Raw genomic sequence first — 23454 nt, forward strand, 5'->3', positions numbered from 1 at the left:
ATAAAATTTATTAAGGATTTATATGGATATTGCAACAGTTATAGGTCTCCTGGGAGGAGCTGGTTTAGTCCTTTCAGCAATCATTCTGGGCGGCAGCGCCGGTATTTTTATTAATGTGCCGGGACTGCTGATCGTTGTGGGGGGAAGTATTGCAACTGCTTTTATGAAATTCACAATGGCTGAAGTTATTGGTTCGATTAAAGTTGCCATGAAAGCTTTTTTAATAAAAGTTGATTCGCCCGATAAAATAATTTCAGATATGGTCTCCTATACCAGAATAGCAAAAAAAGAAGGATTAATAGCCCTGGAAAAAGAAAAACCGGAGGATAATTTCGCAGCCAAGGCCCTTGCATACCTTTCCGACGGATATGATGAAGGCTTAATATCAGACATGCTTAACAAGGATATCCGCTTGACTGTGCAGCGTCATACCCTGGGACAGAATTTTTTTAAGGGCATCGGAGCAACAGCGCCGGCCTTTGGCATGATTGGAACCCTGATAGGGCTCGTTCAGATGCTGTCAAATATGTCGGATCCTTCCAGCATCGGCCCCTCAATGGCGGTTGCTCTTCTTACAACTCTTTATGGAGCAGTTATCGCAAACCTTGTTTGTATCCCCATAGCTGAAAAATTAAAATTCAGATGCGATGAAGAACAGGTCTATAAAAACATTATTGTTGAAGGCGCCGTGGCGATTACACGCGGCATAGCCCCTATGGTGCTGGAAGAATCTTTAAGGATATTCCTTTCTCCCAAAAAACGTGAACAAACTTTAACTGATAAGGATGGTGATTCCAGTGGGCAGTGATCCTAATGTACCGGAAAAACCTGTTGAAGAAGGCGCGCCCGACTGGGTTGTAACATTCGGCGATCTTATGAGCCTGCTGCTCTGTTTTTTTGTGCTCCTGCTATCATTTTCAGAAACAGACAAAGCTGTTTATAAAGAAGTTGCAGGTTCCATGGCAAAGGCATTTGGCATTCAGCGCAAAGAGAGGGTGATGGACAATCCTATGGGTATGAAAATAATCGCCAGGGATTTTGACCAGACGATCCTTTCCCCTTTTCAAAGAGAGGAGGTTATTGCCACACAGTTGAAAGAAGAAATAGGCGAAGAGCTGAAAAAAGGTTATCATACCGATATCCAGGATATAAAAGATCTTATAAAAGTAGAGACAGGAGAAAACAGCGTAACCATCAGAATGATGGGAGAAAGCACCTTTAATTCCGGCAAGGCTTATGTCCGGCCGGAAATAGTGAAAATGCTGCAAAAAATCGCATCTGTTCTTAAAAAAACAGAAGGCGATATAATAATTGCAGGACATACCGATAATGTCCCTATCAAAAGCGGACCTTATAAATCCAATCTCGCCCTTTCCATGGCCCGCGCGGCCTCGGTCGCCGAAATCCTCCTCAACCAGGCACATGTCCAACCTGAACGTATTTCAACAATGGGTTTCGGAGAGTACCGCCCACGGGAGAGCAATGACATTCCTGAAGGCAGGAAAAGAAACCGGCGGGTTGAAATAACCCTTAAACTGAAGAAATCCCAAATTTAACAAAAATCGGCATCCTTCGGTAGAGACAAGGCATGCCTTATCTTTGTATAATTTTAAAAAATACTCAAATCAAGGCAGTGAATTATTTGCAAGAACTTTTTGCATATTAACCCGATCCCCTGAACCGGGTTAGCATACTACCATTTCCCACCACATATAATTTACAAATCGCAAAGATTGCTTTGCAATCTGCGAATCAACCTTTATCAAATCTGATTTGACACCATAAATTTTTATAGTTAAAATAGCGCCTAAAGCAATTAAAACAATGGGGGGGGGGGAGGCAATTATGGTTAATTATACCGCCAAATATACAAAAATTGATGCCGGTTATATGGGACAACTGATCGATTGGCCGGAAGTCATAACCGAAGGTAAAAATCTCGAAGAATGTCGCACTATGCTTAAAGACGTACTTTGTGAAATGGTTCTTGCTTATAATGATCTTGGGAAAAAAATTCCGATTGGAAATGCTTTAATTGAGCAGGTGCCGGTTGAGGTTGAATATGTCAATCAAACGGCGTGATCTTATTAGCTATTTTGAAAAAAATAAGTATTATTTGCCAAGAGAAGGAAGCAACCATTCTATTTACTATAATGGTTCCAAAGCTATTCCTGTAAAAAGACACAGACAGTTTGACAGAATAACAGCAAATGAGCTTTGTAAGCAGGCTGGGTTAAAGCCCAGGTTTTGATTTTTCTTCACTCCAAAAGAAAACCCTGTCAGGAGAGGGCATCCTGACAGGGTCGGAGGTTTGGAATGAAGGAAAGGAGAATTAAAACTTCATTCCTTTTACTTAATAATAAGCAATTATAATGCCAATCAAGCCGCAGTATTCAAAAAAAAATCGGAATAGTGCAGTTTAAACTCATCTGCGTGTATCTGTGTCCTTTAAAAATCGCTGAAATCATCTTTGTCAAAAGGTATTACCTCTTCAGGTTCAGGTCTTTTTAGTTCTTTTACAGGCACTGGCGCTGCTTTTGCTGCAGATTTTTTTACAGCAACAGAATTTCTTTTCAGCGCTGCATCTCTCCTCTTTGAGGGTGTTGAATTTTCACCGACCATGGCAAGCAGTTCTCCAACCATAACTTTCATCTGCTCGGCTTGGGCGCTCATCTCTTCAGAAGTGGATGCGGACTCCTCCGCAGTGGCGGCGTTCTGCTGGGTTACCTTGTCCATTTCGGTAACAGCAGTATTTATCTGCTCCAGCCCCTGGGACTGTTCATTTGATGCGGCCGATATTTCACCGACAAGTTCGCCTACCTTGGATGATGCTTCCACAACCCGGACAAAGGCTTCGCTGGTTTCCTCAGCCAAGCCTGATCCTTCCTGGGTTTTGGCAACAGTTCCTTCTATCATCTCCGCCGTATTCTTTGCGGCTTCCGCAGATCTTAACGCCAGATTCCTCACCTCCTCGGCAACCACCGCAAATCCTGCTCCGGCTTCTCCGGCACGGGCGGCTTCCACAGCCGCGTTAAGGGCCAGCAGGTTGGTCTGAAAGGCGATTTCATCGATGGTCTTGATTATCTTCTGGGTCTCTTCATTAGCGCTTGAAATTTCCTTCATAGAGCTGGTAAGTTTTGTCATGGAATCATTTGCCTGCGCCACGGCCTGACCAGCTTCTTTCATAAGATTATCAGCCTGACCGGCATTATCCGCATTCTGCCTGGTCATGGAAGAGATCTCTTCCAGGGAGGATGAGGTTTCCTCGATTGAAGCGGCCTGCTCGGATGCTCCTTCCGCAAAAGACTGGCTGGAAGCGGAAACCTGCCTGGCTGAGGAGGCGACCTGCCCGGCCCCTTCATTCATGTTATTCGCGATCATGCCAATGGAAGAGAGCAGGCCTTTGGCAATAAAAAAAGCAATGACCAGGCCGGCTATCAGCCCAATAATGCCTATTATTGTCACTAAAGTCTTTACCCTTCCTGCCCCCTGCAGCAAAGCCTCCTGGGTTACCATATTCTTTTCCACGGTCTCTGAAACCTGGTGCATCAGCTTCTGAACCTTTTCGACATTTCTATCTATAACCGTTATTAAAATTTCAGCAGCCTCTTTATGACCCCTGGCAAAATTCCTGGTGAGATCGCGCATCTCTTTTAAAACTCCGGCTGTTTTTTGAAAGTTCGGCTTAATCTCATTTTTTACTATCGCAACCGGACCGTCATAATCATCATTCGCCAGGCAAACATTAATCTTCCCGACCGCCTCATGAATAAGCCTGTGAGGCTCTTTTACCTTCTCAACCAGGGATGCAAAAGCAGGATAATCTTTCACAAAGGCATCCGCCTCGCCTTCATAAAGCCATTTGCCAAGGTCGCACTTTCGATAGTCAGACTCAACGGAAAGCTTTTTCCTGTCTTCAGAGCTGCCATCCAGATTAAAAATTTCAGCGGTGACAGTATCAGCCCAAACACGGTGTGCCCTTTCAACTCGATAAAAAAAAGTCAACCATCTGCTTGTATCAAGTTTCTTCATCGTCTTTGCTATATCAACAGCAGAATGATGAAGCAGTCGATGCGGCTCTTCCATTGCTTTAAGCAGCGGAGCTATGTCCGGCACCAACTCTTCAGCACGTTTACGTTCCTCACCAAAAAGCCATTTGCCAAGCCCGCATTTATGATCATTTGTCTGGATCTTCAATTCTTTTGCATCCGGATCATTCATATACGCCGTAAGCTTCGCCAGCCACTTAAGCTGATTCACCTCTTTCTCGAACATCCCGTTTACGATGTTTCCTCCATTTATCATACTGACGGCATTTTTCACTATGCTGGTTGCACCGAAAAAACTAGTCAGCCAAATCATTGCGAGTATTATAAGGACAATTCCGAATCCGGCGGCGAGTTTTTTTCCTACTGTAAGATTTTTAAACATGACTTTTCTCCTGTAGTATATTTTTAGTATATTTTTTATGCCGCCATTTCAAGCGCAGCTATCTCTTCTTCCCCAAGGACCTTGTTTATATCGAGCAAAATCTTGACTCCGCCTTCCATCTTGGCCATACCGAGGATATAATCAATGTTGAGTTTTGTTCCAAAGGAGGGAGGGTCCTCGATCTCTTCATTTTTAATATTCAAAACTTCAGAAACAGAATCGACCACAACTCCCATAAGTATGGTATTGACCGTGCCTTCTATTTCAACTACTATGATACAGGTACGTTCAGTATACTCCATTGCCTCCATGCCGAACCGCAGCCTGAGATCCACCACCGGGATTACCTTGCCTCTTAGATTAATAACTCCTTTTACAAACCCAGGAGTCTGGGGAACACTAGTAATGGGCAGCATTCCGATTATCTCTTTAATCTTTAAAATACCGACTCCGTACTCTTCAGCCGATAGTGTGAAGGTAAGATATTTACCCTCCCTGTCAGACATGACCTGCACTGCCTGATCAATTACTTCTGTCGTTTCATCCATTTTTGGCTCCTCCATCTTTGATTCTTCCACACTCAACTCCTTTACATTTGAATTTTTGGGGTATTTAAAAATGTTGGCCGTAATAAGGGAACTTACAGGAAATAATCTACGCATCCTGCTTGCCCTTTTGTCCGTCTTCTACGTTGCGGTAACAGTTGTATAGTTCACTATGCAACTGTTACCACGCCTTGAAGACGAACAAAAAAATCTGCACGATATGCGTAGATTATTTCCTTCCAGTTCCCTAAAAACCTTTCAAAAACTATATCGGCCTGCTGATTCGAAACTTTAGAAAAAAAAGATAAGAAGGGTTGAGAAAATGCGGCTGGGTAACCTGGCACAAATGAAGGATGCCGGATAATGTATAAAAAAAACCGGTTAATTCAGGAGCGACAACTCCACCAAATAATGGCCCTTGAACCTGCCCTCATCTTTTCTTGTAATATCTGTAATTTCAGTATCAATAAACTCGGAAGGTGAATTGGAGTCTATGCTGTGATACTTCATATTAAATACATCACCGGCATGGAGTCTCCCGACAATCTCTGAATTCTCTTTTACAAGAACAAATTTTACTCCTGGATAGCCATTCCACAGCTTGAACTGATAGGGATACTCTATCCCATCCAGGTCAACCTCAACGCTGTAAAACCTGCCGGCAAAAAAGCCTGCCGCGGATTTTTGTTCCATAAAATTATCTGTTACAATCATTTCCATCATCGATTTCCTCATATTAATCAGGGGGTTAAATTTCGTTTTCCTTCATTCCGCAGATCGACAATGATTCCCATGCTCTTTAGCATATCCCATGCTTTCTCACGCTCATCTTTACTTCCATTACGCGATCCGTATATAATAATCGCGCGGAGTGTCTCTTCGCTTACTCCGGCTTTTTTAAGATCAATAATATCACCTGCGGTAGTAAATTTTATTGATCTTATATCCTTCCCATATATCACCGGCTCCGTGTTCCTGATAAAGGAGCCTTCTGAAACCAGCATTCGAACAGTCTCATCACTTATACCGGCATTTCTCAGCTCTACAATCTCATCGACACTAAAAAGGCATGTCTCCAGCGCCTTCTCTTTTATGATTACTTGAACGGTCTCATCGCTGATACCATTTTTCTTCAACCTGATCATATCACCAGCGCTCATGCAGAAAGCATTACCCAAAACCGCCAAAACAAAAAACCCCGTAAAAAAGAATATAACCTTCATAAACCCTCAAGCGAAGCGCCCCTCAAGACCGAAGGCCGCTCCTAAAGCGAAGCGCTCCTTAAGCAAAGCGCCCCGTTTATTTCAAAAAATTCAAAAGACTCGGCTGCATAACCCGAGCGGATGCAGCCAGGGAAGCCTCATAAGCACGCTCCTCAAACTGAAGTTCCACAATAGCCGTGGCTAAGTCGGCATCTTCCGTTTTTGAAAGCATATCCTCAATTCTGAGTTTAAAGCTATCCAGCATGCCATCACAACCTTCCAGACGCTTGAATGTTGAAGCAGAGCCGGCCCGGCCAAGATTAACCTGATCCCGGGCATCTGCAAGTAGATTAGCCTGAGCTGCAACAGTTGATTGTACATATACAGGCGCCTCCAGGGCGTCCTGAAGATCTTTCATCACATCAAAAACATTTGAACCAGCAGTGGTCGGGAAAATATCCTCACCAGTTAAATTTATTTTTACTTCCGTATTCTCATCTATGATTATTTTTTTTTCACCAAGATCACCGTCATAATTGCCACTACCAAGAAAAGCCGGTTTACTGGTTTCATGCCCGGCAAAAATATATTCACCTCCCAGCCTGGTATTGGCAAGCTGCAGCACCTGTTCACGAATAGAGGCTATCTGCTCGGCCGCTATCGCCCGGTCTGAACTTTCCACCGATCCGGTCGACTGATCCATGGCTATATTCTTGGCATCAGTTAAAAGATTGGAAACCATGTCAAGGGTTGTCTCCGTCATCTGAATTCTTGCTTTTCCCTTTGCAATATTGCCCTGGTACTGATCTATAGAAGCAAGTCTCTTCCTGTAATCCAGCACCTTCCCCATACCGACAGGATCATCCGAAGGTTTATTGACTCTCTTCTCGGTGGCAACCTTAACCTGGGCTTTTAACAACCTTTCTGAATTTCTTGAAAGATTACCAATAATCGTATTATAAACAGCATTACTACTAACTCTCATAATTCACCCCTCAAGCGAAGCGACCCTCAAGGCCAAAGGCCGCTCCTAAAGCGAAGCGCTCCTAAAGACCGCAGGCCGCTCCTAAATATTCATAAGTGTAGCCAGCATCTCATCCACAGTGCTGATCAACTTGGCAGCAGCATCATAAGCATGTTGAAATTTTACAAGATTGACCATCTCTTCGTCTATGGAAACCCCTGATACTGTTTCTCGGTAATTATCGAGCTGATCTGTTACCGATGCCTGGTGATTATAATTCATGCCCGCATTTTTAACGCTGCTGCCGACATCGCTGACTATCGAATTATAGTAATCGTCAAAAGTTGAACTGTTTATGTCTGATAAAATGGAATTCTGCAGTTCCGCTATGGCAAGGGCATTGCCGTTGTCACCGGGATCGCCGGAAAGGCTTCCGGCTGCAATAAGGTCGGTATCTGCAAGCAGAGCGGAATCAACAGCCATATTTAAAGCTGAGGTGCCTGAAAAAAAATCGCCTCCTAAATTATCATTCAAATCATAACCATCCGTATGGAGATCATTAACGTTATCGCTAATTGATACCGACAAATCGTTCATCCTGCCCAGATAATCAGGAACCGCAACATCTCTTGTTTTGATCCATCCTTTCAGTTTGCCACCGGAGATGTTTGCGGTAATATCGGTCTTGTTTCCATCTCTATTGACCCATTCAACATTATAATGCCCGGCATTAATTTCGGTGGTCAGCTCATAAGCAGAGACACCTTCCACAAGAGGATGGCCTCCGCCGGTCAATACCGTCATGTGCCCCTGGTTATCTTCAAAAGCGTTAATATCTATAAATCCGGAAAGCTCTTTCAAAACAGAATCCCTTTGATCCCTGAACTCATTGGCGCTGTGCCCGCCCACTTCCGCTTTCTGGATTTTTGCGTTTAAATCGGCTATTTCTTCTGAAAGCAGATTGATTTCATCCACCGTTCCCTTGATATTTGTATCCATATCTTTTCCGACCTGTTCAAGATCAGATGCTGTCTCGTTGAACATCCCGGCCATTGTTTGACTCTTGGCCAGCAACTCCACCCGTTCCACATGACCTGATGGATTATTGGCAAGTTCCTGCCACGCATTCCAGAAATCACCCATAGCCTGGTTCAGGCCATTGCCTGATGCTTCGTCGAAAATCATCTCGACTTTTTCAAGAGAATTGTTTTGCGCTTCCCATTTTCCCAGGCTCTGGTTTTCGTTGTTGATTTGAGATCCTAAAAACTGATCATACATCCTATCTATTTTTCTATTGGCCCGGACTCCCCTGCTCATCTGGCCCGCGCCGTATCTGATGGGATCGGTAGACTCCATATTCAGTCTCTGCCGCGAATATCCCGGAGTATTGACATTGGCAATATTATTGCCGGTCACATCGATAGCCTTCTGCTGGGTTGCCAGAGCCACCCTTCCCACACTTAATAATCCATAAATGTTAGACATAACAAATACCTCTAACTTTTTTGCAAATAATTGATAACTGCCTGGCTAATGCCGGATAAAGGGAGCACCTTATCGGCGGCTCCGATCCTGATCGCTTCTTTAGGCATCCCGAACACAACAGATGTCTCTTCGTTCTGCACAAAAGTATGCGCGCCGCTGTTTTTCATTTCAAAAAGTCCCCTGGCTCCGTCTGCTCCCATGCCGGTGAGGATAACACCGACTGCATTTTTTCCGGCATTTTTGGCCACCGACCTGAATAACACATCAACTGCCGGCCGCTGGTAATGAACCCTGGGGCCGTTTTTTAACTTTACCAGGTAAGTGCCTCCGCTCCGTACAAGGAGCATATGAAAATTTCCGGGCGCAATCAGCGCCACCCCAGGCACAACATGATCATTATCTTTTGCCTCCCGCACTTCAACCTGGCAGATTTCATTGAGACGCTGTGCAAAAGATTTAGTAAAATTTGCCGGCATATGCTGTACAATCACGGTTCCGGGCGCTGTTGCCGGAAGGGACTTTAATACAACTTCAATGGCTTTGGTCCCACCGGTGGAAGCGCCGATTGCGATAATTTTATTGGTTGTGCTGGTCAGAAGTTTCGAATGCTTTAACTTAACAACAGGTGTTGCATCCGCCACCGGATTCTTTTTCACCTGCGCCGCTGCTGCTCCCCTTATAGCTCTGGCCACTTTTTTGTACACATCCTTGATGGAGTAAGCTCCACCAGGTTTACAAATCACATCCATGGCTCCGAGTTCAAGGGCTTTCAGAGCTATCTCGCTATTTTCAGGAGTCAGGGAGCTTAACACAACTACCGGCAGGGGATAGTGCTTCATTAATTTCGCAAGAAAGGAGAGGCCGTCCATTCTGGGCATTTCCATATCGAGTGTAACTACATCCGGCTTTAATTTGACTATTTTATCCCGCGCCGCATAAGGATCGACGGCAGTACCCACCACCTCAATATCCTTAAATTTAGGCAACTGGCAGGACATCATTTTTCGAACAACAGCCGAATCATCTACTACAAGCACCTTAATCATATTTTTTTACTTTCGGGCAGACACAAGACCTGCCCCTACGGTTCATCCATAAAAAGATAAAGATCACAGGCTTCATCATCAATATCCAGCTTTGCAACTGCCGCGGGAGCGCCCTGGTCTTTCAAGGTTGTTTCAATATCACCTGACTCAGTAAAAACTTCGGGCGCATCTATATTAAAAACAGCTTTTTTGTCTGCAATTTCAGGCAAAATATTACCGCAGATCACGTTGATGGTTTCCCTAAAAGCATCGAAACGCTGATCCGAAGAAACCTTTTCATCTTCATCAATTCCAAGCATGTTAACCGTTATCTCGTCAACAACCCGGCTTGAAGTCTTCATAAAAAGTCTTCCTTTAAACGGCCCTTCAAATGCAACTTTGGCCGCAATACAGGGAGCTTCGCTGATTAATTCTTCATCATCGGCTGAAGCCGCAAAGATAAAGGCGAGCTGTTCCAGGGTGTTCATGGCTACATCTGACAATATCGCTTCAAATTCCTTGCTCATTTTCTGCTCCTGTTCCTGTTATGGCCAGGATAATATCCCGGATGGTTTCAGGTGAAAAAGGTTTATGGATAAATTCAGCGCCCTTTTTACGTAAACGTTCAATCCGTTCCTCGCTGCCTTCGGTGGATATAACTATTTTGGGAGTGCTCTTGATGTCCGGATCTGCAAGCATCCGGTCTATCATCTCTTCCCCGTTCATAACCGGCATGTTAATATCGACTACAACAAAATCTATCCAGTTATCCTTTAAAGCGTCCAGGCCCTCTGCACCGTTTGCCGCCTGATGAACCTCGCCGAGTTCAATCCCGCTCATCTTCATTGTTTTAATAATCATAGCTCTCATAACACCGCTGTCGTCTACTACGAGTACATTAAATGCCATGCTAATAACCTCTTAAATAATATAGTATTCTACCCGTCCTCAAGCAAACCCGACAATTCATTGACAACCTGTAAAGTGCGGCTGGCAACAGTTTCCAGGTTTGAGGTGCTCAGGCCCAGTCTTTCCGTAACAGAAGGCATAAGTTGGTAATTCAACCCTTCGAAACCTAACCCTATGCCAATCATCAGGCTCAATATATTGGCGACATGAACAATATCAATTATTACGCTATGTTCATGAGCATCTTCAGGATTATGGTGCCATCTTACGGCATCTACAATCTTTTCCGGAAATGACCATCTCTTTAATATGGCTGCTCCGATAGCAGCATGGTTCGTTCCCAGGATCATCTCTTCCGCGGCCTCAAAAGGGACTCCCTTCGATGCCGCATTCCAAATTTTTTCCAGATCCTTTTGGACGAATCCACCCATTACCAGCTTCCCCACATCATGGAGCAGCGATGCGGTAAATATATCGTCCCCATTAGGCATTTCAAGTTCTGCGATCAGACCCTCCGCCGCAACGGATACTGCAATTGAATGCCGCCAGAGTTCACCAGGCTGCAGATCATAACCGGCAACCTGTTTATCCAGAATAGCGCCGATGCATGATGTCAAAACCAGTTGTTTTATTCTCTTAATGCCCAGCACAACTACCGCCTGTTTGACTGAGCCTATATGTGTCATCATGCCGAAGTATGCCGAATTGGACAGTTTCAGAATATTGGCAGTGAGCCCCGCATCGTATCTTAAGACATCCTCAATTTGCGCGGCGCTGGAATCAGGATCATCAAGCAGGGACATAAGTTTTACAGCAGTTCCGGGTATACCGGGAAACGACTCGACCTTATCCATTATTTCGGTTACCCTGTTCTGTTTCACAATAGAGACTCCTTTCCGCAGCTGCTGATTTTTACAGTGCCGGATGCAATATCAAAATAGACTGTGCGGCTGTCTGTGCCCCCGATTGCCTCCGACTCCAGGAGTACCCCGTTTTTCCATAAAAGTTTTTTTAACAAGGTGTAATTCCTCTGGCCGATCTTGAACATCTCATTTTTGCCCAGCGGGTTGCCGCAGCCGGCGGCCTTGACAACCAGCCTTTGTTTTTGCCCGCCCGCTGCATAAACCTGTTTAAAAAGAACCGGTACGCCTGTATCCACAAACATAAAAGGATTTTCCTTGGCCTTCTGTCTGTTAATTTTAGACAACGGAAGCATGGCGTGCAGCAACCCCCCCACCTTTGCCACGGGATCGTAAACCATCAATCCCAGACAACTACCCAGAGCATGGGTTACCACAAGGTCACCTTTTGCGCCCAATTTCATATCAGCAACAACGACTATATGTCTCATAAGCTCCGTTCCATTATTTTTACCCATAAATTTTTAACCGTTACCATCACTTCTTCAAATAGACTGCCGGTTGAATATAGCTGAATTTATGGGAAATACTGGAAAGTCCTTCTGAATGTCCGACAAAAAGATATCCACCCGGCTCTATATAATCCCAGAAGCGGTTCACCAGTTTTTCCTGGGTTTTTTTATCAAAATATATCATGACATTTCTGCAGAAAATTACATTAAAGCTGCTCTTCATGGGCCACGCCTTCATAAGATTCAGGCATGACACCTGAACCATCCTCACAATTTCATCCTTAAGCTGAAATATCGCGGAGGAATTATTACCTGCTTTATTAAAATATTTCCTTAAATATTGATCCGGAATGCCGCTCATGTTACTTTTTTCATAAACAGACCGGCGCGCTTTTTCAAGGCAAGTTGCCGAAATATCCGTGGCCAGAATTTTTACATCCTTTTTTTCAATACCCCGAATCTTGTCATTTAAAAGCATTGCAAGGGAATAGGGTTCCTCTCCGGTGGAACAGGCAGCGCTCCAGAAGCGCAGCTTCCTATCGTTGAGATGCGGCAGGATCTTGTCTGTCAAAAATTTGAAATGCGCCGATTCACGGAAAAAATTTGTCTTGTTGGTAGTCATGGCATCGATCATATAACCAAGTTCGATTGTGCCTTTTTTGCTTTTCAAATATTTGATATAAGCTTCTATAGTTTCAATATTCAAGGCCCTGAGACGCTTCATCAAACGTGATTTTACAAGAGCTTCCTTACCGTTGCTCAACCTGATGCCGCTGAACCGGTAAACAATGGCGCAAATTTTTTTAAATTGGCTTGCCGTTAACTCAACTGAATCTAATGACATAAAAAATCCTCTAAGCCTGGTTAAAATTGGCCAGCCTTACAAGACCGCCAATATCCAGGATCAAGCCCACACGTCCGTTAGGCATAATTGCACCGCCTGAAATGCCGACTACATTTTTCATGGTTTCACCCAGAGTCTTTACAACAACCTGCTGTCTTACAACCAGTTCATCTATAACGAGACCGGCACGATTGCCGTCATCCTCAATCACAACGATAATGGAGTTTTTCAAATCTTCTTCGCCGCCCTGGATATCGAACAGGCTGGTTAAACGAAATAATGGAACCAGACTGCCGTGAAAAACGAGCATCTCCCCCTTGTTGATAACTGTGGAAAGATCTTTCGGTTCAGGTTTGATTGATGTTATAATCGATACCATTGGTATTACATATGTTTCAGAACCGACCTTGGCAACCATCCCGTCAATAATCGCCAGTGTAAGGGGAAGTTTCATTTGGAATACGGAACCTTTGCCGGGTTCGGACTGAATTTCCGCCTGGCCCCGGATGGCTTCTATGTTCTTTTTTACAACATCCATGCCCACGCCCCGGCCTGATACGTCGGTTACTTCCCTGGCTGTTGAAAACCCAGGCTCAAAAATAAGATTGAAAATCTCTCTGTCGCTCATAGCGGAACCATCGCTTACAAGCCCCTTTTTCCAGGCCTTTTCAAGAATCACTTCCTTGTCGATACCTTTGCCGTCATCTCTTATCTCAACCACAACACTGCCGGCTGAATGATAGGCTGAAAGATTAACCGTGCCGGTCTCAGGTTTGTCTATGTCCAGTCTCACATCCGGTGTTTCAATCCCGTGATCCACAGCATTCCTGATCATATGCACCAGGGGATCCTTAATGGCATCGGCCATGTTCCGGTCAATTTCGGTCTCCTCTCCTTCGGTCAGTAAAGTAACCTTTTTGCCGGTTTTATGAGCCAGATCCCTTACAAGCCGCACCATTTTCTGAAATGTTGATTTTAAGGGAATCATCCGCAGGGACATGCTCATATCCTGAAGCTCACGCACAATTTTGCTGGTATGAGCAACTTTCTTTAAAAAGTCATAATCCTCAGAACCGCAGACTATCTCGTCCTGAGCCACCATGGAATGTGCAATAACAAGTTCTCCCACCATATCAATAAGCCGGTCCAGCCGGTCGGTGCTGACCCTGATACTTGTATCCACGGCAGATTTTATTTTTACCCGCTGAGTGCGAAGCGCCTTGCCGACATCTTTTACTGATGCCGCCCCTGTTTTAACAAGCGCAGCCCCTAACGGTTTATCAGCTTTGGTTTTCTCGGCCTGCTCGACCTTTTCTCTTGTTATCACACCCTGCGCTACCAGGATATCACCCAACTTAGGTTTGTCTGCTGATTCGACATCTTCTCTTGAGACTTTTCCCTGTGCTACCAGGATATCACCTATGCGCGGCTGATCTTCATCATCCTCTTTTTCGGAAATACCCGCCTTTTCGGGATTTTCAAGAATACGCATAAGTTCATCATAACCCGGCGCTTTTTTAAAAGGCGTGCCGCCTAAGGCTTCTTCGACTCCATTGATCAGGTCTTTAAGCATATCCAGCGAACGGAGCGCAAGATCCGCATATCCACCGGTATAGCGTATTTCACCGTCCCGCACACGGCTCAAAAGGTTTTCGGCATGATGCCCCATTTCAGAAATCAGGGTAAGATCCATAAATGCCGCAGTGCCCTTGATGGTATGAAAAGCCCTGAAAACCATTCCGACCGAATCCTCATCATCCGGGTCATTTTCGAGGGTCAGCAGGGCCTCTTCCGCGTTTGTTATAAGATCAAGGCCTTCAGTTATAAATTCAACGATCAGTTCCGGATCTGCATCTTCTGGCATGTAATCAAATTTTTCTTCTATTTCCTGAACCGGTTCCTCTTCATCCTCTTCAGCTTCATCTATAATTTTAAAAGCAGGGGCGGAATCATCCCCAGTATCCGGCATCTCAGGACCAGGCATCTCAGGATCAGACATTTCCAGACCCTCATCCTCATTTTCATTCATGGCTTTTTCTATCAATTCTCCAATTGCGGCAATAATAGAATCCCGGGCCGAAGGCTCTGCATCAGGAAGCCCCTCGATTTTTTGAGCTGCCATTGCTATAGTTTCCTTTGCAAGTGCAGAACAGGACTCATCGTATGAAAACTTTTTCAAAGCTTCTCCCAAGTTTTTCAGTTCAACCTGGTCATCAGGTTCTGTTTGGACAAGAAGCGCGGCAACGTCATCCAGGGACAAGGCATCATCATTCGACATATAAAATCCTTCTTTCATGTTTAAATTTTTTTTCAGCTCCTTAACCGCCTTATAAATATACGGCTGTTCTCCATCCTCTTTATTTTTAAAATATTTTTCTACTGCTTCCAGGGCTTCAAAAACAGAATCAACAACAGACAATGAATTTGAGACCATATTTCCTGAGACTGATTCTATTCCTTTTACACAAAGGCTCAGCAGATCTTTGACAGATGGCAGCCCTTCCGGCAAATTTTGCACTGTTTTTTTTAATTCATGGGATATTAAGATCCAGGCGTCCTTATCTTTAATATCCACATTATCGAGATCATCTGCTATTTTGATTATAGATTGTAAAATGTTGTCAGCTTCCATATTCATATCTGAAGTCCTGTTTTGATTATGCCTAAACTAAGCGGTTAGCCTTTAGCTGTTAGCTCTTAGCTTAATAATTACAAGATGTTTTGCGATTACGCATTTTCACCCGTTGGATGTTATTTTTTACTGATGTAATACCTTGATTTTTCAAGGCTAACAGCTAATTACTAACAGCTAATCGCTCAACTTAGGTTATTTAAAAAACCAAAGTTGTCAGTGATGACCGGAAAAAACCCTGCCGCTTTTATCAATTGCCTGAAGTCGACCGTTGTTGTAATATAAGCGATTTGGAGATATAAAATTATCCAAAAAGGATAATGATGTCCTGACAAGTCCGATAGAATAGTTCAGAAGGGACCTGTTGCTTTTATTCAAATCCCTGATACTCTCTGACAAAGATAAAAGATTAAATCGGCAGCCTGTCAAACGGGTGGAATCATCCCCTTCGGCCAATCCGGATAACCCCGCCAGGGTTATGATCCCTGGAGAATGGCCTGATAATTCGGAAAACTCCTGCAAAACATGAATCCGTTGTTCCTCGAGTATCCTTATCTTTAAAATAAGATTCTCTTTCTCTTTGCAGGTTTCATTAAGCTTATTCAACTTCGCACAAATTAAAGCATTATTTTCATCCCGCAGAATGGAAAGGAGCGCTTCAAGGAGTTCGGTCTCCTCATCAAGTAAACTTGTTAATCTTTTAATTAATATCTTCATCAAATAATCGCCGGTTGTTCGTTACTAAATCTATAGCCATTCATTAATAATTGACTCCTTAATCATGTTGAAAGCTACTTTCTTGCCATCTATTTTATAAGTCCCCTTTTCGAGCTCCTTTTTTATGGCAGCCACCTTTTCCTCCCTGATATCAGGTATAGAGTCTATATTTTTTTTCGCTTCGACAATCTCTTTGGCCCTTGGTGACAGCGCCACCTTGTCGCCTACGGTTTTGTGGGAAACCGGTTTTCCCGATACAGGTTCCATCTTTTGTTTATCCTTCAGATTACTCATATAAGCCCTCAAATTTACTGAAGAACCTTTCCCTGTTATCTCCATTTTTTCCACACCTCCTTCATCGTCTTTCTCAACACTCTCTCTATATTTATTAGATCGGCAATCATTGAATAAAACTTTAGTTTTTTATATAGATCTCTATGGTTTTTTTATAATTTCTTTTTGCAGTTGAGATCGAAGCATAGGCGCCAGTCCAAGACCATTTCGTTTAGCCAATTCTTTGGCGAGCTCCGAATCGAGCATGGATCGGTATACCTCTTCCGCCCGCCCCCCGCTGATAAAACCTGATTTTGGTATGGTTGCGCGCATTTCCTTAAAGAGTTGACAAATAAAGAGAGACTCCATTTCGACGCACGTCCTGTTGAGGGCGGCATCACTATTGCCGCCGGCTTTTTTTTCCTTTTTAATGGCTTCTTCCGCCCGGCATAGTCTATTCTTCATGTTAATTGCCTGAAATGGTATTCTTTGCACTGAAAAATCGGGCATTATATAATCTCCAGTTCTGCTTGCAGCGCCCCGGCCGCTTTCATTGCCTGAAATATGGCGATAAGATCCCGCGGTGATACTCCCAAAGCATTTAAAGCCCTGACAACTTCACCTATGCTGACACCGGGCTCCATCAATATAAGCCTGTTGTTCCCTTCCTTAACCGACATCTCCGTATCCGGTGTCACAACAGTTTCTCCCTGGGCAAACGGTAAAGGTTGCGAAACCTTGGGAGATTCTTTTATTTCAATGCTGAGGTTTCCATGCGCTACAGCGACCGTTGAAATTCGAACATTACTTCCCATTACAACGGTCCCGGTCCTTTCGTTTATAATAACTTTAGCAACTGCATCCGGTGTAACTTCAAGGCCTTCAACCATTGTAATCAGTTTTACAATATTTCCTGTATAATTTTCAGGGATATCAATATTAATTGTGCTCGAATCCTCAGCCTGTGCCATTTGGGCATATCCAAGTTTATTGATGGCCTCAGTCATACGTAAAGCTGTGGTAAAATCGGGAGTATGCAGCAACAGGGTCAACCGTTTTTTTTCGGAAAAAGCAGTCTTTATCTCTCTTTCAATTACTGCTCCGCCGGCAATCCTGCCCACAGTAGGAAAATTCTTCTGCACCCCTCCGCCTTTCCCTCCGGCGGAAAAACCGCCTGTACTGACCGGTCCCTGGGCAACAGCATAGACCTGACCGTCAGCGCCTTTTAAAGGAGTAAAAAGGAGAGTTCCACCCTGCAGGTTTTCAGCATCGCCAATAGAGCTGACCAGTACATCGATTCGGCTCCCTGACTTTGCAAATGGAGGGAGTTCGGAAGTGACCATTACTGCAGCAACATTATCGACAGCTTTCTCGATATCATCTGTTTTAACTGTAACGCCCATTTTTTCCAGCATGCTGGTCAGGGATTGCAATGTAAATTCAGCATCCTTGCCGTCACCTGTGCCATTAAGACCGACTATAAGCCCGTATCCAACAAGCTGATTCCGGCGCACCCCCTTAATGTCGGCGATATCCTTAATCCTGGCGGCATAAGCAAAGTTTGTTACAAACGTTGCTATTAGCACTAATATAAATATCAATTTTTTGGCATTCTTCATTTTTAATTTACATTTATTTTGTATAAAAATTAAATTTTACCGCCGAGAACGCAGAAAGCGCAGAGGAAACTACTTGGTTTTTAATGTAATAACTCAGCGTTTTCTGCGAACTCTGCGGTAAAATACTGATTCTGACATTAAAAAAAATGTTAACTACTTTTGGGCATTAATGAAAGATGTCAATTTTTTTTCATAAAATCATCAAAACGGCCATACTATATCAAGAATTCTTGCCATCCAACCGGGCCTCTGGCGGTCATGAATAATTCCACTGCCGCTGTATTCTATCCTGGCATCCGCAACATAGGTTGAAAGAATTACATTTCCCGGAGAAATATCCCTCGGCCTTATTATACCTGATAATCGTATCAACTGTTTTTCATTGTTAACTTTGACCTCCCGGGTGCCTTCAATTTTCAGATTCCCATTCGGTAATACTTCAACAACTCTTGTGGTAATAAAGGCAGTTAAGTCTCCGCTTCTTTGGGTAGTGCCTGATCCGTCAAAATCACTCTGCAGTCCGCCTTGAACTTTGGCAAAAGGGTTAAAAAAAGGATGGGTGCCTGGATATCGTTTTTCCATATTAAAAAAATTGTCCACACCACCTGAAAGAGATGACTTTCGGCCTGTTTTGGTTGAAGCCTTATTTGTTGCGCTGGAGGATTCGACTATCTTTATAGTAACGATATCCCCTACCCTGCGCGCCTTGGTATCAATAAAAAGCTCGCTCAAAGGTCCGTTATCCTGCCATAAAGAACCATTCTTTTTTATATTGGTTGTATTGCATGCGGTATAAGTTTCATCATTTTTAACAGGCTTGATTATAGTTTCAGTCCTTTTACTAACATTCGTAGTAGTACAAGCTATGGGTGTAAATGCTATGGCCAGCATCAAAGCAGTCAATAAACAGATTTTAAAACCAGGAATCATATTTAAAACATTACCCTTACTGTGCTTGAATCTACAACACGCGCATAGATCTCTTTTTTTGAATTAAGATTTATCACTTTCAGTCTCTCGCCTTTATGTCCTTTTTTTTTAATTTTGCCCAGCGCAGTAATTCGCATGCCACCTGCCTCAGCGACAATCGTCACAATATCGCCTCTTTTTACTATAGGCGGGAGTTCAACAAGATCAGTCCTTAAAACCGTTGCAGGGTCTATCGATCTTCTGGTTCTTCGGCCAACAACCTTTTTCGGATCATTTATTATATTTACCTGCAATTTTGAAATATCAGTTCTTTTGACGTAAATGTCTTCCTTTGTAATTATTTTATGACGCCCCAAAGGTCTACTGGTGACAACTACATTCGCAAGTCTTTCGATATCTACAAGGGCTCTGATCTTTTTATGAAAATGTCCGTCCACAGTAAAATCAACATACACGGCCGTGCGTCCGGAAGAACCAGCTTCTTTTCCGTTAATAATCCTGTATGCAATTTTTCCTTTCGGCACCACAAGATCCTTTTGAACGATAATATTTTTAACAGTCGTTCCGTCTCCCCTGCTTAACGATTTCTTCCTGATATATTCAGATACTATATCGGCTATCTTTTTCCTGGATATAGTTCTATAACTTCTTGTGATAACCGCTTTTCCAGGGACAACCAGTCTGATCTGCCCGATATCGATATTGGCCTGCTTTAAACGGAGCCTGATATATCTTTCATCCAAACTGCGTGTTTTACCGGGCAAAGGAGCCTTGCCGATAATCAGATCGCCTAATCGCCGCACAAACTTTTGATCCCCGCCGCTGATATGAGCGATATCTCCCAGCCGAATATGCTCCCGTCCAACTTCCGTCTTCTCTTGTACCTTAACAGTCACAACAGGCAGAGCCGAGGCCTCGGATATTACTGCAACCAGGATAAAAATAATGAATAATCTTACCTTCATAATCATATCACCACCTATAACTCTATTCCATCCTTAAGCACAGCACTCCTCAAGACCGCAGGCCGCTCCTCAAGCGAAGCGCCCCTCAAGCAAAGCGGCCCCTCTATCGCTTAAGGCTGTTTGCCATCTGCAGCATGTCGTCCGCCGTCTGGATCGATTTGCTGTTTATTTCATAGGCCCTTTGAGCCGTGATCATATTCACCATCTCATCCACCACGCTCACATTGGACATCTCAAGATAGCCCTGGCTGATTGTGCCGAAACCATTCTCTCCTGCGGTTCCGGTAACCACATCTCCGGAAGCATCCGTGGTAAGATAAAGATTTCGGCCGATACTGTTCAAGCCGGCCGGATTTATAAACCTGGCGAGTTCTATTGTTCCTATCTCAACCGAATCTCCCGAACCTCCCTGCAAAACAGAAACGGTTCCATCCGTTCCTATAGATATGGCCCTGGTGTCTGAAGGTACTGCAATTTCAGGTTCCATCAGAAAACCGTCGGATGTCACAATGCGGCCTTCGCTGTCCATTTTAAACGAACCGGCCCTGGTATAAGCAACTTCTCCACTGGGCTGCAAAATCTGAAAAAAACCATCCCCTTCTATGGCGATATCCAGTTCATTTCCGGTATGCTGGTAATCGCCCTGGATAAATATTTTCTGAACTGCCGCGGGCCTGGTGCCATGCCCTAACTGTATTCCGGTCGGAACTTCCGTGCTTTCCGAAGATGCGGAACCGGCCTTTCGAATAGTTTCATACAATAAATCCTGAAAATCGGCCCTGCTTCTTTTAAAACCTGTGGTATTAACATTCGCCAGATTATTTGAAATAACATCGATATTCAAAGCCTGCGCCTGCATTCCTGTTGCCGCTGTCCATAAACTGCGTAGCATTATCTATCCCCCTATCCTATTCTTCCGATTTCGTTAATCGCTTTCCCATTAACATTGTCAATTGATTTTATAACCTTCTGGTACGATTCATAGCCTCGAAAGGCCTCGATCATCTCCGTCATCGATTTAATAACATCCACATTGGAAAGTTCGATATAGCCCTGTTTGATCTGAAAACGCTCCGCAGTGATCTCTTTGATGTTTTTTTCATTAATTGCAAAAAACGTATCCCCGACCTTTGAAAGAGCATATGGCCGGGGAAAATCTACAATATTTAATCTGCCGATTTGCTTTTCATCCGCAGATATATTGCCTTCATCATCTACTGTAAAAATCTTGTCATCATCGTCGATTTTTATTTCTCCTCCATCACCCAAAACCGGGAAACCGTCCTTTGTTACCAGAACGCCATCCTTATCCAGGTTAAAGCTTCCGTTCCTGGTATAGCGAATTCCATCGGGGGTTTGAATACTGAAGAATCCGTCACCTTCAATGGCCATGTCCAGGGTGTTTCCAGTCTGCCGCATCCCGCCCTGGGAAAAAACGGGTTGTGTTCCTGAAAGCAAGGGAATAAAATGTTCGGACTTACCGGCGCTTAAAGTGGTACTTTTATCCGTTTCCGAAGATTCCATGTCGTATATACTGAATGTAGTTCGGTCTTCCTTGAAACCGGTAGTATTAACATTGGCTATGTTATTTGCTAAAATTTCCAGCTTTTTCTGCTGATTCAAAGCTCCTGCCGCCGATATGTATATTGCGCCACTCATATTTATTACTCCTGGATTGTATTTACTTTCTACTCTTGGCTTATTCGTTACAAGCGGAAAACTATAAATTAAAGTGTAAACTGAATTTAAAAAATGTCGCATTCCCAATATTATATAATGTTTCTGGATAATCCGGTTTAATTCTTTTGGTATTGACTGAACAATGTGACGCTCATCTATTTATACCTTAACGAAGCAACTTATGTGCCACGGAAGATAAACCTGTAAATATATTATAGAATCAACCTGTTATACTAAAATGAGAATGGAATATTTTTTAAGGTAGGCAAAAAGGTCAGGGTTTTGACGCAGGAATTGAAAAATATGACCTTTGGAAAAGCAGGGACGTCCCAGCCTCCTTCCGTGCAATCTGTTCATTGAACCCTTGCTTTATTGTATTTCTGTAGCTACAACAATAAAAATGGAGTTAAGATTTAACGCGCTCGGTTACATAAACAATAGGCTTTATCACATGACATTTACGCTGCGTGGTGGTGCGATGCGTGTAATCAGTTTGCGCAAGGCAAATAGTAGAGAGGTGAGAAAATATGCCAAAACTTAAACCTGGAACAATTATCCCTACCCCTAAAGAGGATGCGGAGATCAATGCCCAGATCAAGGCTGATTCTGATGATTTCGAATGGACGGAAAAAAATTTCCGTGAAGCAAAAACCTTTGAAAATTCTGATTTGCCAAAGTCTTTTAAAGATGAAGTACGCGGGGGTCGACCAAAGGTCGAAAAACCAAAAATATTACTCTCTGTGCGGTATAGCCCAGATGTGGTGGAATTCTTCAAGGCAAGCGGCAAAGGCTGGCAGACCCGCATGGATGATGTATTACGAGAGTATGTGGCTTCACACCGATAGTTTGCTTTCAGTAGAGACAAGGCATGCCTTGTCTCTAATATGTAATGATTGTTTCATAATCTACTATAGATTGTCACATAAATAATTTCACTGCGTTATCGGTCGTTGGGGTATTACAATACGCCTTCCTCCCTTTGACCTTGTGCCAAATTTTAAAATCAGGTAATTATCTGACAATCTATAATTTCATCAATCAAACACGTTCTGCACCTACGTCCCCTTCGCGTAAATCACTATACTGCGATAGGAGTGAGAGTAAAAATGCGAGCAAGTTGCGCTGCACTCTTAACATCACCCAGCCGCAGTGCATTGCGAATATCATCCAGCTTGTATGCATCATCAAGAGATAAATAAGGGGACCATCCTTTATTCATATCAATCAATTCGAGATCAACCTCGGCAACATACTGTCCTTCGTACACGAGCTTTGTACGTCGTCTTTTTTTCATTATATCCTCCTCAAAAAATCTGTTGTCCACCGATCGGTATCAGGCCTGTAAGCAGTAACCAAAACGGCTGGTGAAGAAGCGCCCTTTGGAATTCCCCAAACTACGTGTATCGGGTTGTCAAAACGATCTTTCAGTAATACCAATACACATGGACCTTTCGGATAGTCACGATAATCTTCTACAACTAATGCATCCGAAACTCCTGCCATGATATCCCTGACGAAAATGTTGTCTTCCGCAAGCTCATCATAACCATGGTCGGATATCATAACTTCCTTACGTCTAATCAGTCTCAAAACTCTCTCGAATGTCTCATTCATATTTTATGTAATACAATAATCAGGGACTATTTGGCAATAATATTCTCTTTCCCATAGTAGTCTTATGGCAGAAAACGTAAAGCTGAGGGGCTGACCAGCTATAACTGAAAAACTATAGATTGTCAGATAATTACCTGATTTTAAAATTTGGCACAAAGCCAGAGGGAGGAGGGCGTATTGTAATACTCCGACGACCTATAACGCAGTGAAATTATTTATGTGACAATCTATATGTTAAAGATAAAAA

At 43.5% G+C, this 23454-nt stretch carries 29 protein-coding genes; 6 read left to right on the plus strand and 23 right to left on the minus strand.

What is annotated here, in order from left to right; translation table 11 throughout:
* The first annotated feature begins 22 nt into the window (after nucleotides 1–22).
* The 4 genes from BuS5_RS14775 (at nucleotide 23) to BuS5_RS14790 (ending at nucleotide 2251) form a co-directional block, all read left to right on the plus strand.
* Nucleotides 23–808, plus strand: coding sequence for a MotA/TolQ/ExbB proton channel family protein (locus BuS5_RS14775; protein WP_027352914.1), 786 nt, complete (start codon nucleotides 23–25; stop codon nucleotides 806–808).
* The gene (locus tag BuS5_RS14780) at nucleotides 798–1556 is read left to right on the plus strand and encodes an OmpA family protein (RefSeq protein WP_051374554.1); all 759 of its coding nucleotides are present in this window, start codon (nucleotides 798–800) and stop codon (nucleotides 1554–1556) included. The genes BuS5_RS14775 and BuS5_RS14780 overlap by 11 nt, the downstream gene beginning before the upstream one ends.
* Before the next feature lie 289 nt (nucleotides 1557–1845).
* Nucleotides 1846–2082, plus strand: a complete 237-nt coding sequence (locus tag BuS5_RS14785; protein WP_157487304.1) for a type II toxin-antitoxin system HicB family antitoxin — start codon at nucleotides 1846–1848, stop codon at nucleotides 2080–2082.
* Entirely contained in the window at nucleotides 2063–2251 is a 189-nt protein-coding gene (locus tag BuS5_RS14790; RefSeq protein ID WP_027352916.1) for a type II toxin-antitoxin system HicA family toxin, read from the plus strand. Before BuS5_RS14785 ends, BuS5_RS14790 begins: the two co-directional genes overlap by 20 nt.
* Before the next feature lie 197 nt (nucleotides 2252–2448).
* Here BuS5_RS14790 and BuS5_RS14795 read toward each other — a convergent pair whose 3' ends face one another.
* The 21 genes from BuS5_RS14795 to flgF all read right to left on the minus strand — a co-directional run bounded on the left by BuS5_RS14795 (nucleotide 2449) and on the right by flgF (nucleotide 21572).
* Nucleotides 2449–4431, minus strand: a complete 1983-nt coding sequence (locus BuS5_RS14795; RefSeq protein WP_051374555.1) for a methyl-accepting chemotaxis protein — start codon at nucleotides 4429–4431, stop codon at nucleotides 2449–2451.
* Between the two features lie 35 nt (nucleotides 4432–4466).
* Nucleotides 4467–4979, minus strand: a complete 513-nt coding sequence (locus tag BuS5_RS14800; RefSeq protein ID WP_027352917.1) for a chemotaxis protein CheW — start codon at nucleotides 4977–4979, stop codon at nucleotides 4467–4469.
* A gap of 378 nt (nucleotides 4980–5357) precedes the next feature.
* Entirely contained in the window at nucleotides 5358–5699 is a 342-nt protein-coding gene (locus BuS5_RS14805) for a hypothetical protein (protein ID WP_157487305.1), read from the minus strand.
* 17 nt (nucleotides 5700–5716) lie between these two features.
* A complete protein-coding gene (locus BuS5_RS14810) occupies nucleotides 5717–6199 on the minus strand; it encodes a hypothetical protein (RefSeq protein WP_027352919.1) in 483 nt (160 codons plus the stop codon).
* A gap of 76 nt (nucleotides 6200–6275) precedes the next feature.
* Nucleotides 6276–7163 (minus strand): flagellar hook-associated protein FlgL, encoded by an 888-nt coding sequence (gene flgL, locus BuS5_RS14815; protein WP_027352920.1) that lies wholly within the window; start codon nucleotides 7161–7163, stop codon nucleotides 6276–6278.
* An 81-nt stretch (nucleotides 7164–7244) separates the two neighbouring features.
* Nucleotides 7245–8627: a flagellar hook-associated protein FlgK gene (flgK, locus tag BuS5_RS14820; protein ID WP_027352921.1), complete on the minus strand. Its 1383-nt coding sequence runs from the start codon at nucleotides 8625–8627 to the stop codon at nucleotides 7245–7247.
* An 11-nt stretch (nucleotides 8628–8638) separates the two neighbouring features.
* Complete coding sequence (locus tag BuS5_RS14825; protein ID WP_027352922.1) at nucleotides 8639–9673, minus strand: protein-glutamate methylesterase/protein-glutamine glutaminase; 1035 nt, start codon at nucleotides 9671–9673, stop codon at nucleotides 8639–8641.
* Between the two features lie 35 nt (nucleotides 9674–9708).
* Nucleotides 9709–10179: a chemotaxis protein CheX gene (locus BuS5_RS14830; RefSeq protein ID WP_027352923.1), complete on the minus strand. Its 471-nt coding sequence runs from the start codon at nucleotides 10177–10179 to the stop codon at nucleotides 9709–9711.
* Nucleotides 10163–10561: a response regulator gene (locus BuS5_RS14835; RefSeq protein ID WP_027352924.1), complete on the minus strand. Its 399-nt coding sequence runs from the start codon at nucleotides 10559–10561 to the stop codon at nucleotides 10163–10165. Before BuS5_RS14835 ends, BuS5_RS14830 begins: the two co-directional genes overlap by 17 nt.
* 29 nt (nucleotides 10562–10590) lie before the next feature.
* A complete protein-coding gene (locus tag BuS5_RS14840) occupies nucleotides 10591–11442 on the minus strand; it encodes an HDOD domain-containing protein (protein WP_027352925.1) in 852 nt (283 codons plus the stop codon).
* Entirely contained in the window at nucleotides 11439–11939 is a 501-nt protein-coding gene (locus BuS5_RS14845) for a chemotaxis protein CheD (RefSeq protein ID WP_084445583.1), read from the minus strand. Before BuS5_RS14845 ends, BuS5_RS14840 begins: the two co-directional genes overlap by 4 nt.
* Nucleotides 11940–11958: 19 nt before the next feature.
* A complete protein-coding gene (locus BuS5_RS14850; protein WP_027352927.1) occupies nucleotides 11959–12777 on the minus strand; it encodes a CheR family methyltransferase in 819 nt (272 codons plus the stop codon).
* A 10-nt stretch (nucleotides 12778–12787) separates the two neighbouring features.
* The gene (locus tag BuS5_RS14855; RefSeq protein ID WP_051374556.1) at nucleotides 12788–15415 is read right to left on the minus strand and encodes a chemotaxis protein CheA; all 2628 of its coding nucleotides are present in this window, start codon (nucleotides 15413–15415) and stop codon (nucleotides 12788–12790) included.
* A gap of 210 nt (nucleotides 15416–15625) precedes the next feature.
* Nucleotides 15626–16126, minus strand: a complete 501-nt coding sequence (locus BuS5_RS14860) for a flagellar protein FlgN (RefSeq protein ID WP_027352928.1) — start codon at nucleotides 16124–16126, stop codon at nucleotides 15626–15628.
* Nucleotides 16127–16156: 30 nt separating this feature from the next.
* A complete protein-coding gene (gene flgM, locus BuS5_RS14865) occupies nucleotides 16157–16465 on the minus strand; it encodes a flagellar biosynthesis anti-sigma factor FlgM (RefSeq protein ID WP_051374557.1) in 309 nt (102 codons plus the stop codon).
* A gap of 96 nt (nucleotides 16466–16561) precedes the next feature.
* Nucleotides 16562–16909 carry a rod-binding protein gene (locus BuS5_RS14870; protein ID WP_051374558.1) on the minus strand — a complete coding sequence of 116 codons (348 nt, stop codon included), beginning with the start codon at nucleotides 16907–16909 and terminating at the stop codon, nucleotides 16562–16564.
* Nucleotides 16909–18018, minus strand: a complete 1110-nt coding sequence (locus tag BuS5_RS14875) for a flagellar basal body P-ring protein FlgI (RefSeq protein ID WP_027352929.1) — start codon at nucleotides 18016–18018, stop codon at nucleotides 16909–16911. The genes BuS5_RS14870 and BuS5_RS14875 overlap by 1 nt, the downstream gene beginning before the upstream one ends.
* A 201-nt stretch (nucleotides 18019–18219) precedes the next feature.
* A complete protein-coding gene (locus tag BuS5_RS14880) occupies nucleotides 18220–18948 on the minus strand; it encodes a flagellar basal body L-ring protein FlgH (protein ID WP_051374559.1) in 729 nt (242 codons plus the stop codon).
* 2 nt (nucleotides 18949–18950) lie between these two features.
* Nucleotides 18951–19913: a flagellar basal body P-ring formation chaperone FlgA gene (gene flgA, locus BuS5_RS14885; RefSeq protein WP_198012172.1), complete on the minus strand. Its 963-nt coding sequence runs from the start codon at nucleotides 19911–19913 to the stop codon at nucleotides 18951–18953.
* Nucleotides 19914–20016: 103 nt separating this feature from the next.
* The gene (gene flgG, locus BuS5_RS14890; protein ID WP_027352932.1) at nucleotides 20017–20805 is read right to left on the minus strand and encodes a flagellar basal-body rod protein FlgG; all 789 of its coding nucleotides are present in this window, start codon (nucleotides 20803–20805) and stop codon (nucleotides 20017–20019) included.
* A gap of 11 nt (nucleotides 20806–20816) precedes the next feature.
* Nucleotides 20817–21572 (minus strand): flagellar basal-body rod protein FlgF, encoded by a 756-nt coding sequence (gene flgF, locus BuS5_RS14895; RefSeq protein ID WP_027352933.1) that lies wholly within the window; start codon nucleotides 21570–21572, stop codon nucleotides 20817–20819.
* A 385-nt stretch (nucleotides 21573–21957) separates the two neighbouring features.
* Between flgF and BuS5_RS20570 the strand changes: the two genes are divergently transcribed.
* Both BuS5_RS20570 and BuS5_RS14900 read left to right on the plus strand, forming a co-directional pair.
* On the plus strand, nucleotides 21958–22134 hold the full coding sequence (locus BuS5_RS20570) for a BrnT family toxin (protein ID WP_443112712.1): 177 nt from the start codon (nucleotides 21958–21960) through the stop codon (nucleotides 22132–22134).
* Nucleotides 22121–22438 carry a BrnA antitoxin family protein gene (locus BuS5_RS14900; protein ID WP_035264288.1) on the plus strand — a complete coding sequence of 106 codons (318 nt, stop codon included), beginning with the start codon at nucleotides 22121–22123 and terminating at the stop codon, nucleotides 22436–22438. The genes BuS5_RS20570 and BuS5_RS14900 overlap by 14 nt, the downstream gene beginning before the upstream one ends.
* Nucleotides 22439–22671: 233 nt before the next feature.
* On the opposite strand, the gene BuS5_RS14905 is transcribed toward BuS5_RS14900, so the two are convergent.
* Together BuS5_RS14905 and BuS5_RS14910 are read right to left on the minus strand one after the other, a co-directional pair.
* Nucleotides 22672–22887 carry a hypothetical protein gene (locus BuS5_RS14905; RefSeq protein WP_027352935.1) on the minus strand — a complete coding sequence of 72 codons (216 nt, stop codon included), beginning with the start codon at nucleotides 22885–22887 and terminating at the stop codon, nucleotides 22672–22674.
* Nucleotides 22887–23183, minus strand: coding sequence for a DUF4258 domain-containing protein (locus BuS5_RS14910; RefSeq protein ID WP_232223002.1), 297 nt, complete (start codon nucleotides 23181–23183; stop codon nucleotides 22887–22889). Before BuS5_RS14910 ends, BuS5_RS14905 begins: the two co-directional genes overlap by 1 nt.
* Nucleotides 23184–23454 lie beyond the last annotated feature (271 nt).

This window comes from Desulfosarcina sp. BuS5 (assembly GCF_028752835.1).
In the GTDB taxonomy this organism is placed as follows: Bacteria; Desulfobacterota; Desulfobacteria; order Desulfobacterales; family BuS5; genus BuS5.

Bases quoted from the DNA above. Each gene is read 5' to 3' on its own strand.
- BuS5_RS14775 (WP_027352914.1), top strand. From the start codon at position 23: ATGGATATTGCAACAGTTATAGGTCTCCTGGGAGGAGCTGGTTTAGTC.
- BuS5_RS14785 (WP_157487304.1), top strand. From the start codon at position 1,846: ATGGTTAATTATACCGCCAAATATACAAAAATTGATGCCGGTTATATG.
- BuS5_RS14790 (WP_027352916.1), top strand. From the start codon at position 2,063: ATGTCAATCAAACGGCGTGATCTTATTAGCTATTTTGAAAAAAATAAG.
- BuS5_RS14795 (WP_051374555.1), bottom strand. From the start codon at position 4,431: ATGTTTAAAAATCTTACAGTAGGAAAAAAACTCGCCGCCGGATTCGGA.
- BuS5_RS14800 (WP_027352917.1), bottom strand. From the start codon at position 4,979: ATGGATGAAACGACAGAAGTAATTGATCAGGCAGTGCAGGTCATGTCT.
- BuS5_RS14805 (WP_157487305.1), bottom strand. From the start codon at position 5,699: ATGATGGAAATGATTGTAACAGATAATTTTATGGAACAAAAATCCGCG.
- BuS5_RS14810 (WP_027352919.1), bottom strand. From the start codon at position 6,199: ATGAAGGTTATATTCTTTTTTACGGGGTTTTTTGTTTTGGCGGTTTTG.
- flgL (WP_027352920.1), bottom strand. From the start codon at position 7,163: ATGAGAGTTAGTAGTAATGCTGTTTATAATACGATTATTGGTAATCTT.
- flgK (WP_027352921.1), bottom strand. From the start codon at position 8,627: ATGTCTAACATTTATGGATTATTAAGTGTGGGAAGGGTGGCTCTGGCA.
- BuS5_RS14825 (WP_027352922.1), bottom strand. From the start codon at position 9,673: ATGATTAAGGTGCTTGTAGTAGATGATTCGGCTGTTGTTCGAAAAATG.
- BuS5_RS14830 (WP_027352923.1), bottom strand. From the start codon at position 10,179: ATGAGCAAGGAATTTGAAGCGATATTGTCAGATGTAGCCATGAACACC.
- BuS5_RS14835 (WP_027352924.1), bottom strand. From the start codon at position 10,561: ATGGCATTTAATGTACTCGTAGTAGACGACAGCGGTGTTATGAGAGCT.
- BuS5_RS14845 (WP_084445583.1), bottom strand. From the start codon at position 11,939: ATGGGTAAAAATAATGGAACGGAGCTTATGAGACATATAGTCGTTGTT.
- BuS5_RS14850 (WP_027352927.1), bottom strand. From the start codon at position 12,777: ATGTCATTAGATTCAGTTGAGTTAACGGCAAGCCAATTTAAAAAAATT.
- BuS5_RS14855 (WP_051374556.1), bottom strand. From the start codon at position 15,415: ATGAATATGGAAGCTGACAACATTTTACAATCTATAATCAAAATAGCA.
- BuS5_RS14860 (WP_027352928.1), bottom strand. From the start codon at position 16,126: ATGAAGATATTAATTAAAAGATTAACAAGTTTACTTGATGAGGAGACC.
- flgM (WP_051374557.1), bottom strand. From the start codon at position 16,465: ATGGAGATAACAGGGAAAGGTTCTTCAGTAAATTTGAGGGCTTATATG.
- BuS5_RS14870 (WP_051374558.1), bottom strand. From the start codon at position 16,909: ATGCCCGATTTTTCAGTGCAAAGAATACCATTTCAGGCAATTAACATG.
- BuS5_RS14875 (WP_027352929.1), bottom strand. From the start codon at position 18,018: ATGAAGAATGCCAAAAAATTGATATTTATATTAGTGCTAATAGCAACG.
- BuS5_RS14880 (WP_051374559.1), bottom strand. From the start codon at position 18,948: ATGATTCCTGGTTTTAAAATCTGTTTATTGACTGCTTTGATGCTGGCC.
- flgA (WP_198012172.1), bottom strand. From the start codon at position 19,913: ATGAAGGTAAGATTATTCATTATTTTTATCCTGGTTGCAGTAATATCC.
- flgG (WP_027352932.1), bottom strand. From the start codon at position 20,805: ATGCTACGCAGTTTATGGACAGCGGCAACAGGAATGCAGGCGCAGGCT.
- flgF (WP_027352933.1), bottom strand. From the start codon at position 21,572: ATGAGTGGCGCAATATACATATCGGCGGCAGGAGCTTTGAATCAGCAG.
- BuS5_RS14900 (WP_035264288.1), top strand. From the start codon at position 22,121: ATGCCAAAACTTAAACCTGGAACAATTATCCCTACCCCTAAAGAGGAT.
- BuS5_RS14905 (WP_027352935.1), bottom strand. From the start codon at position 22,887: ATGAAAAAAAGACGACGTACAAAGCTCGTGTACGAAGGACAGTATGTT.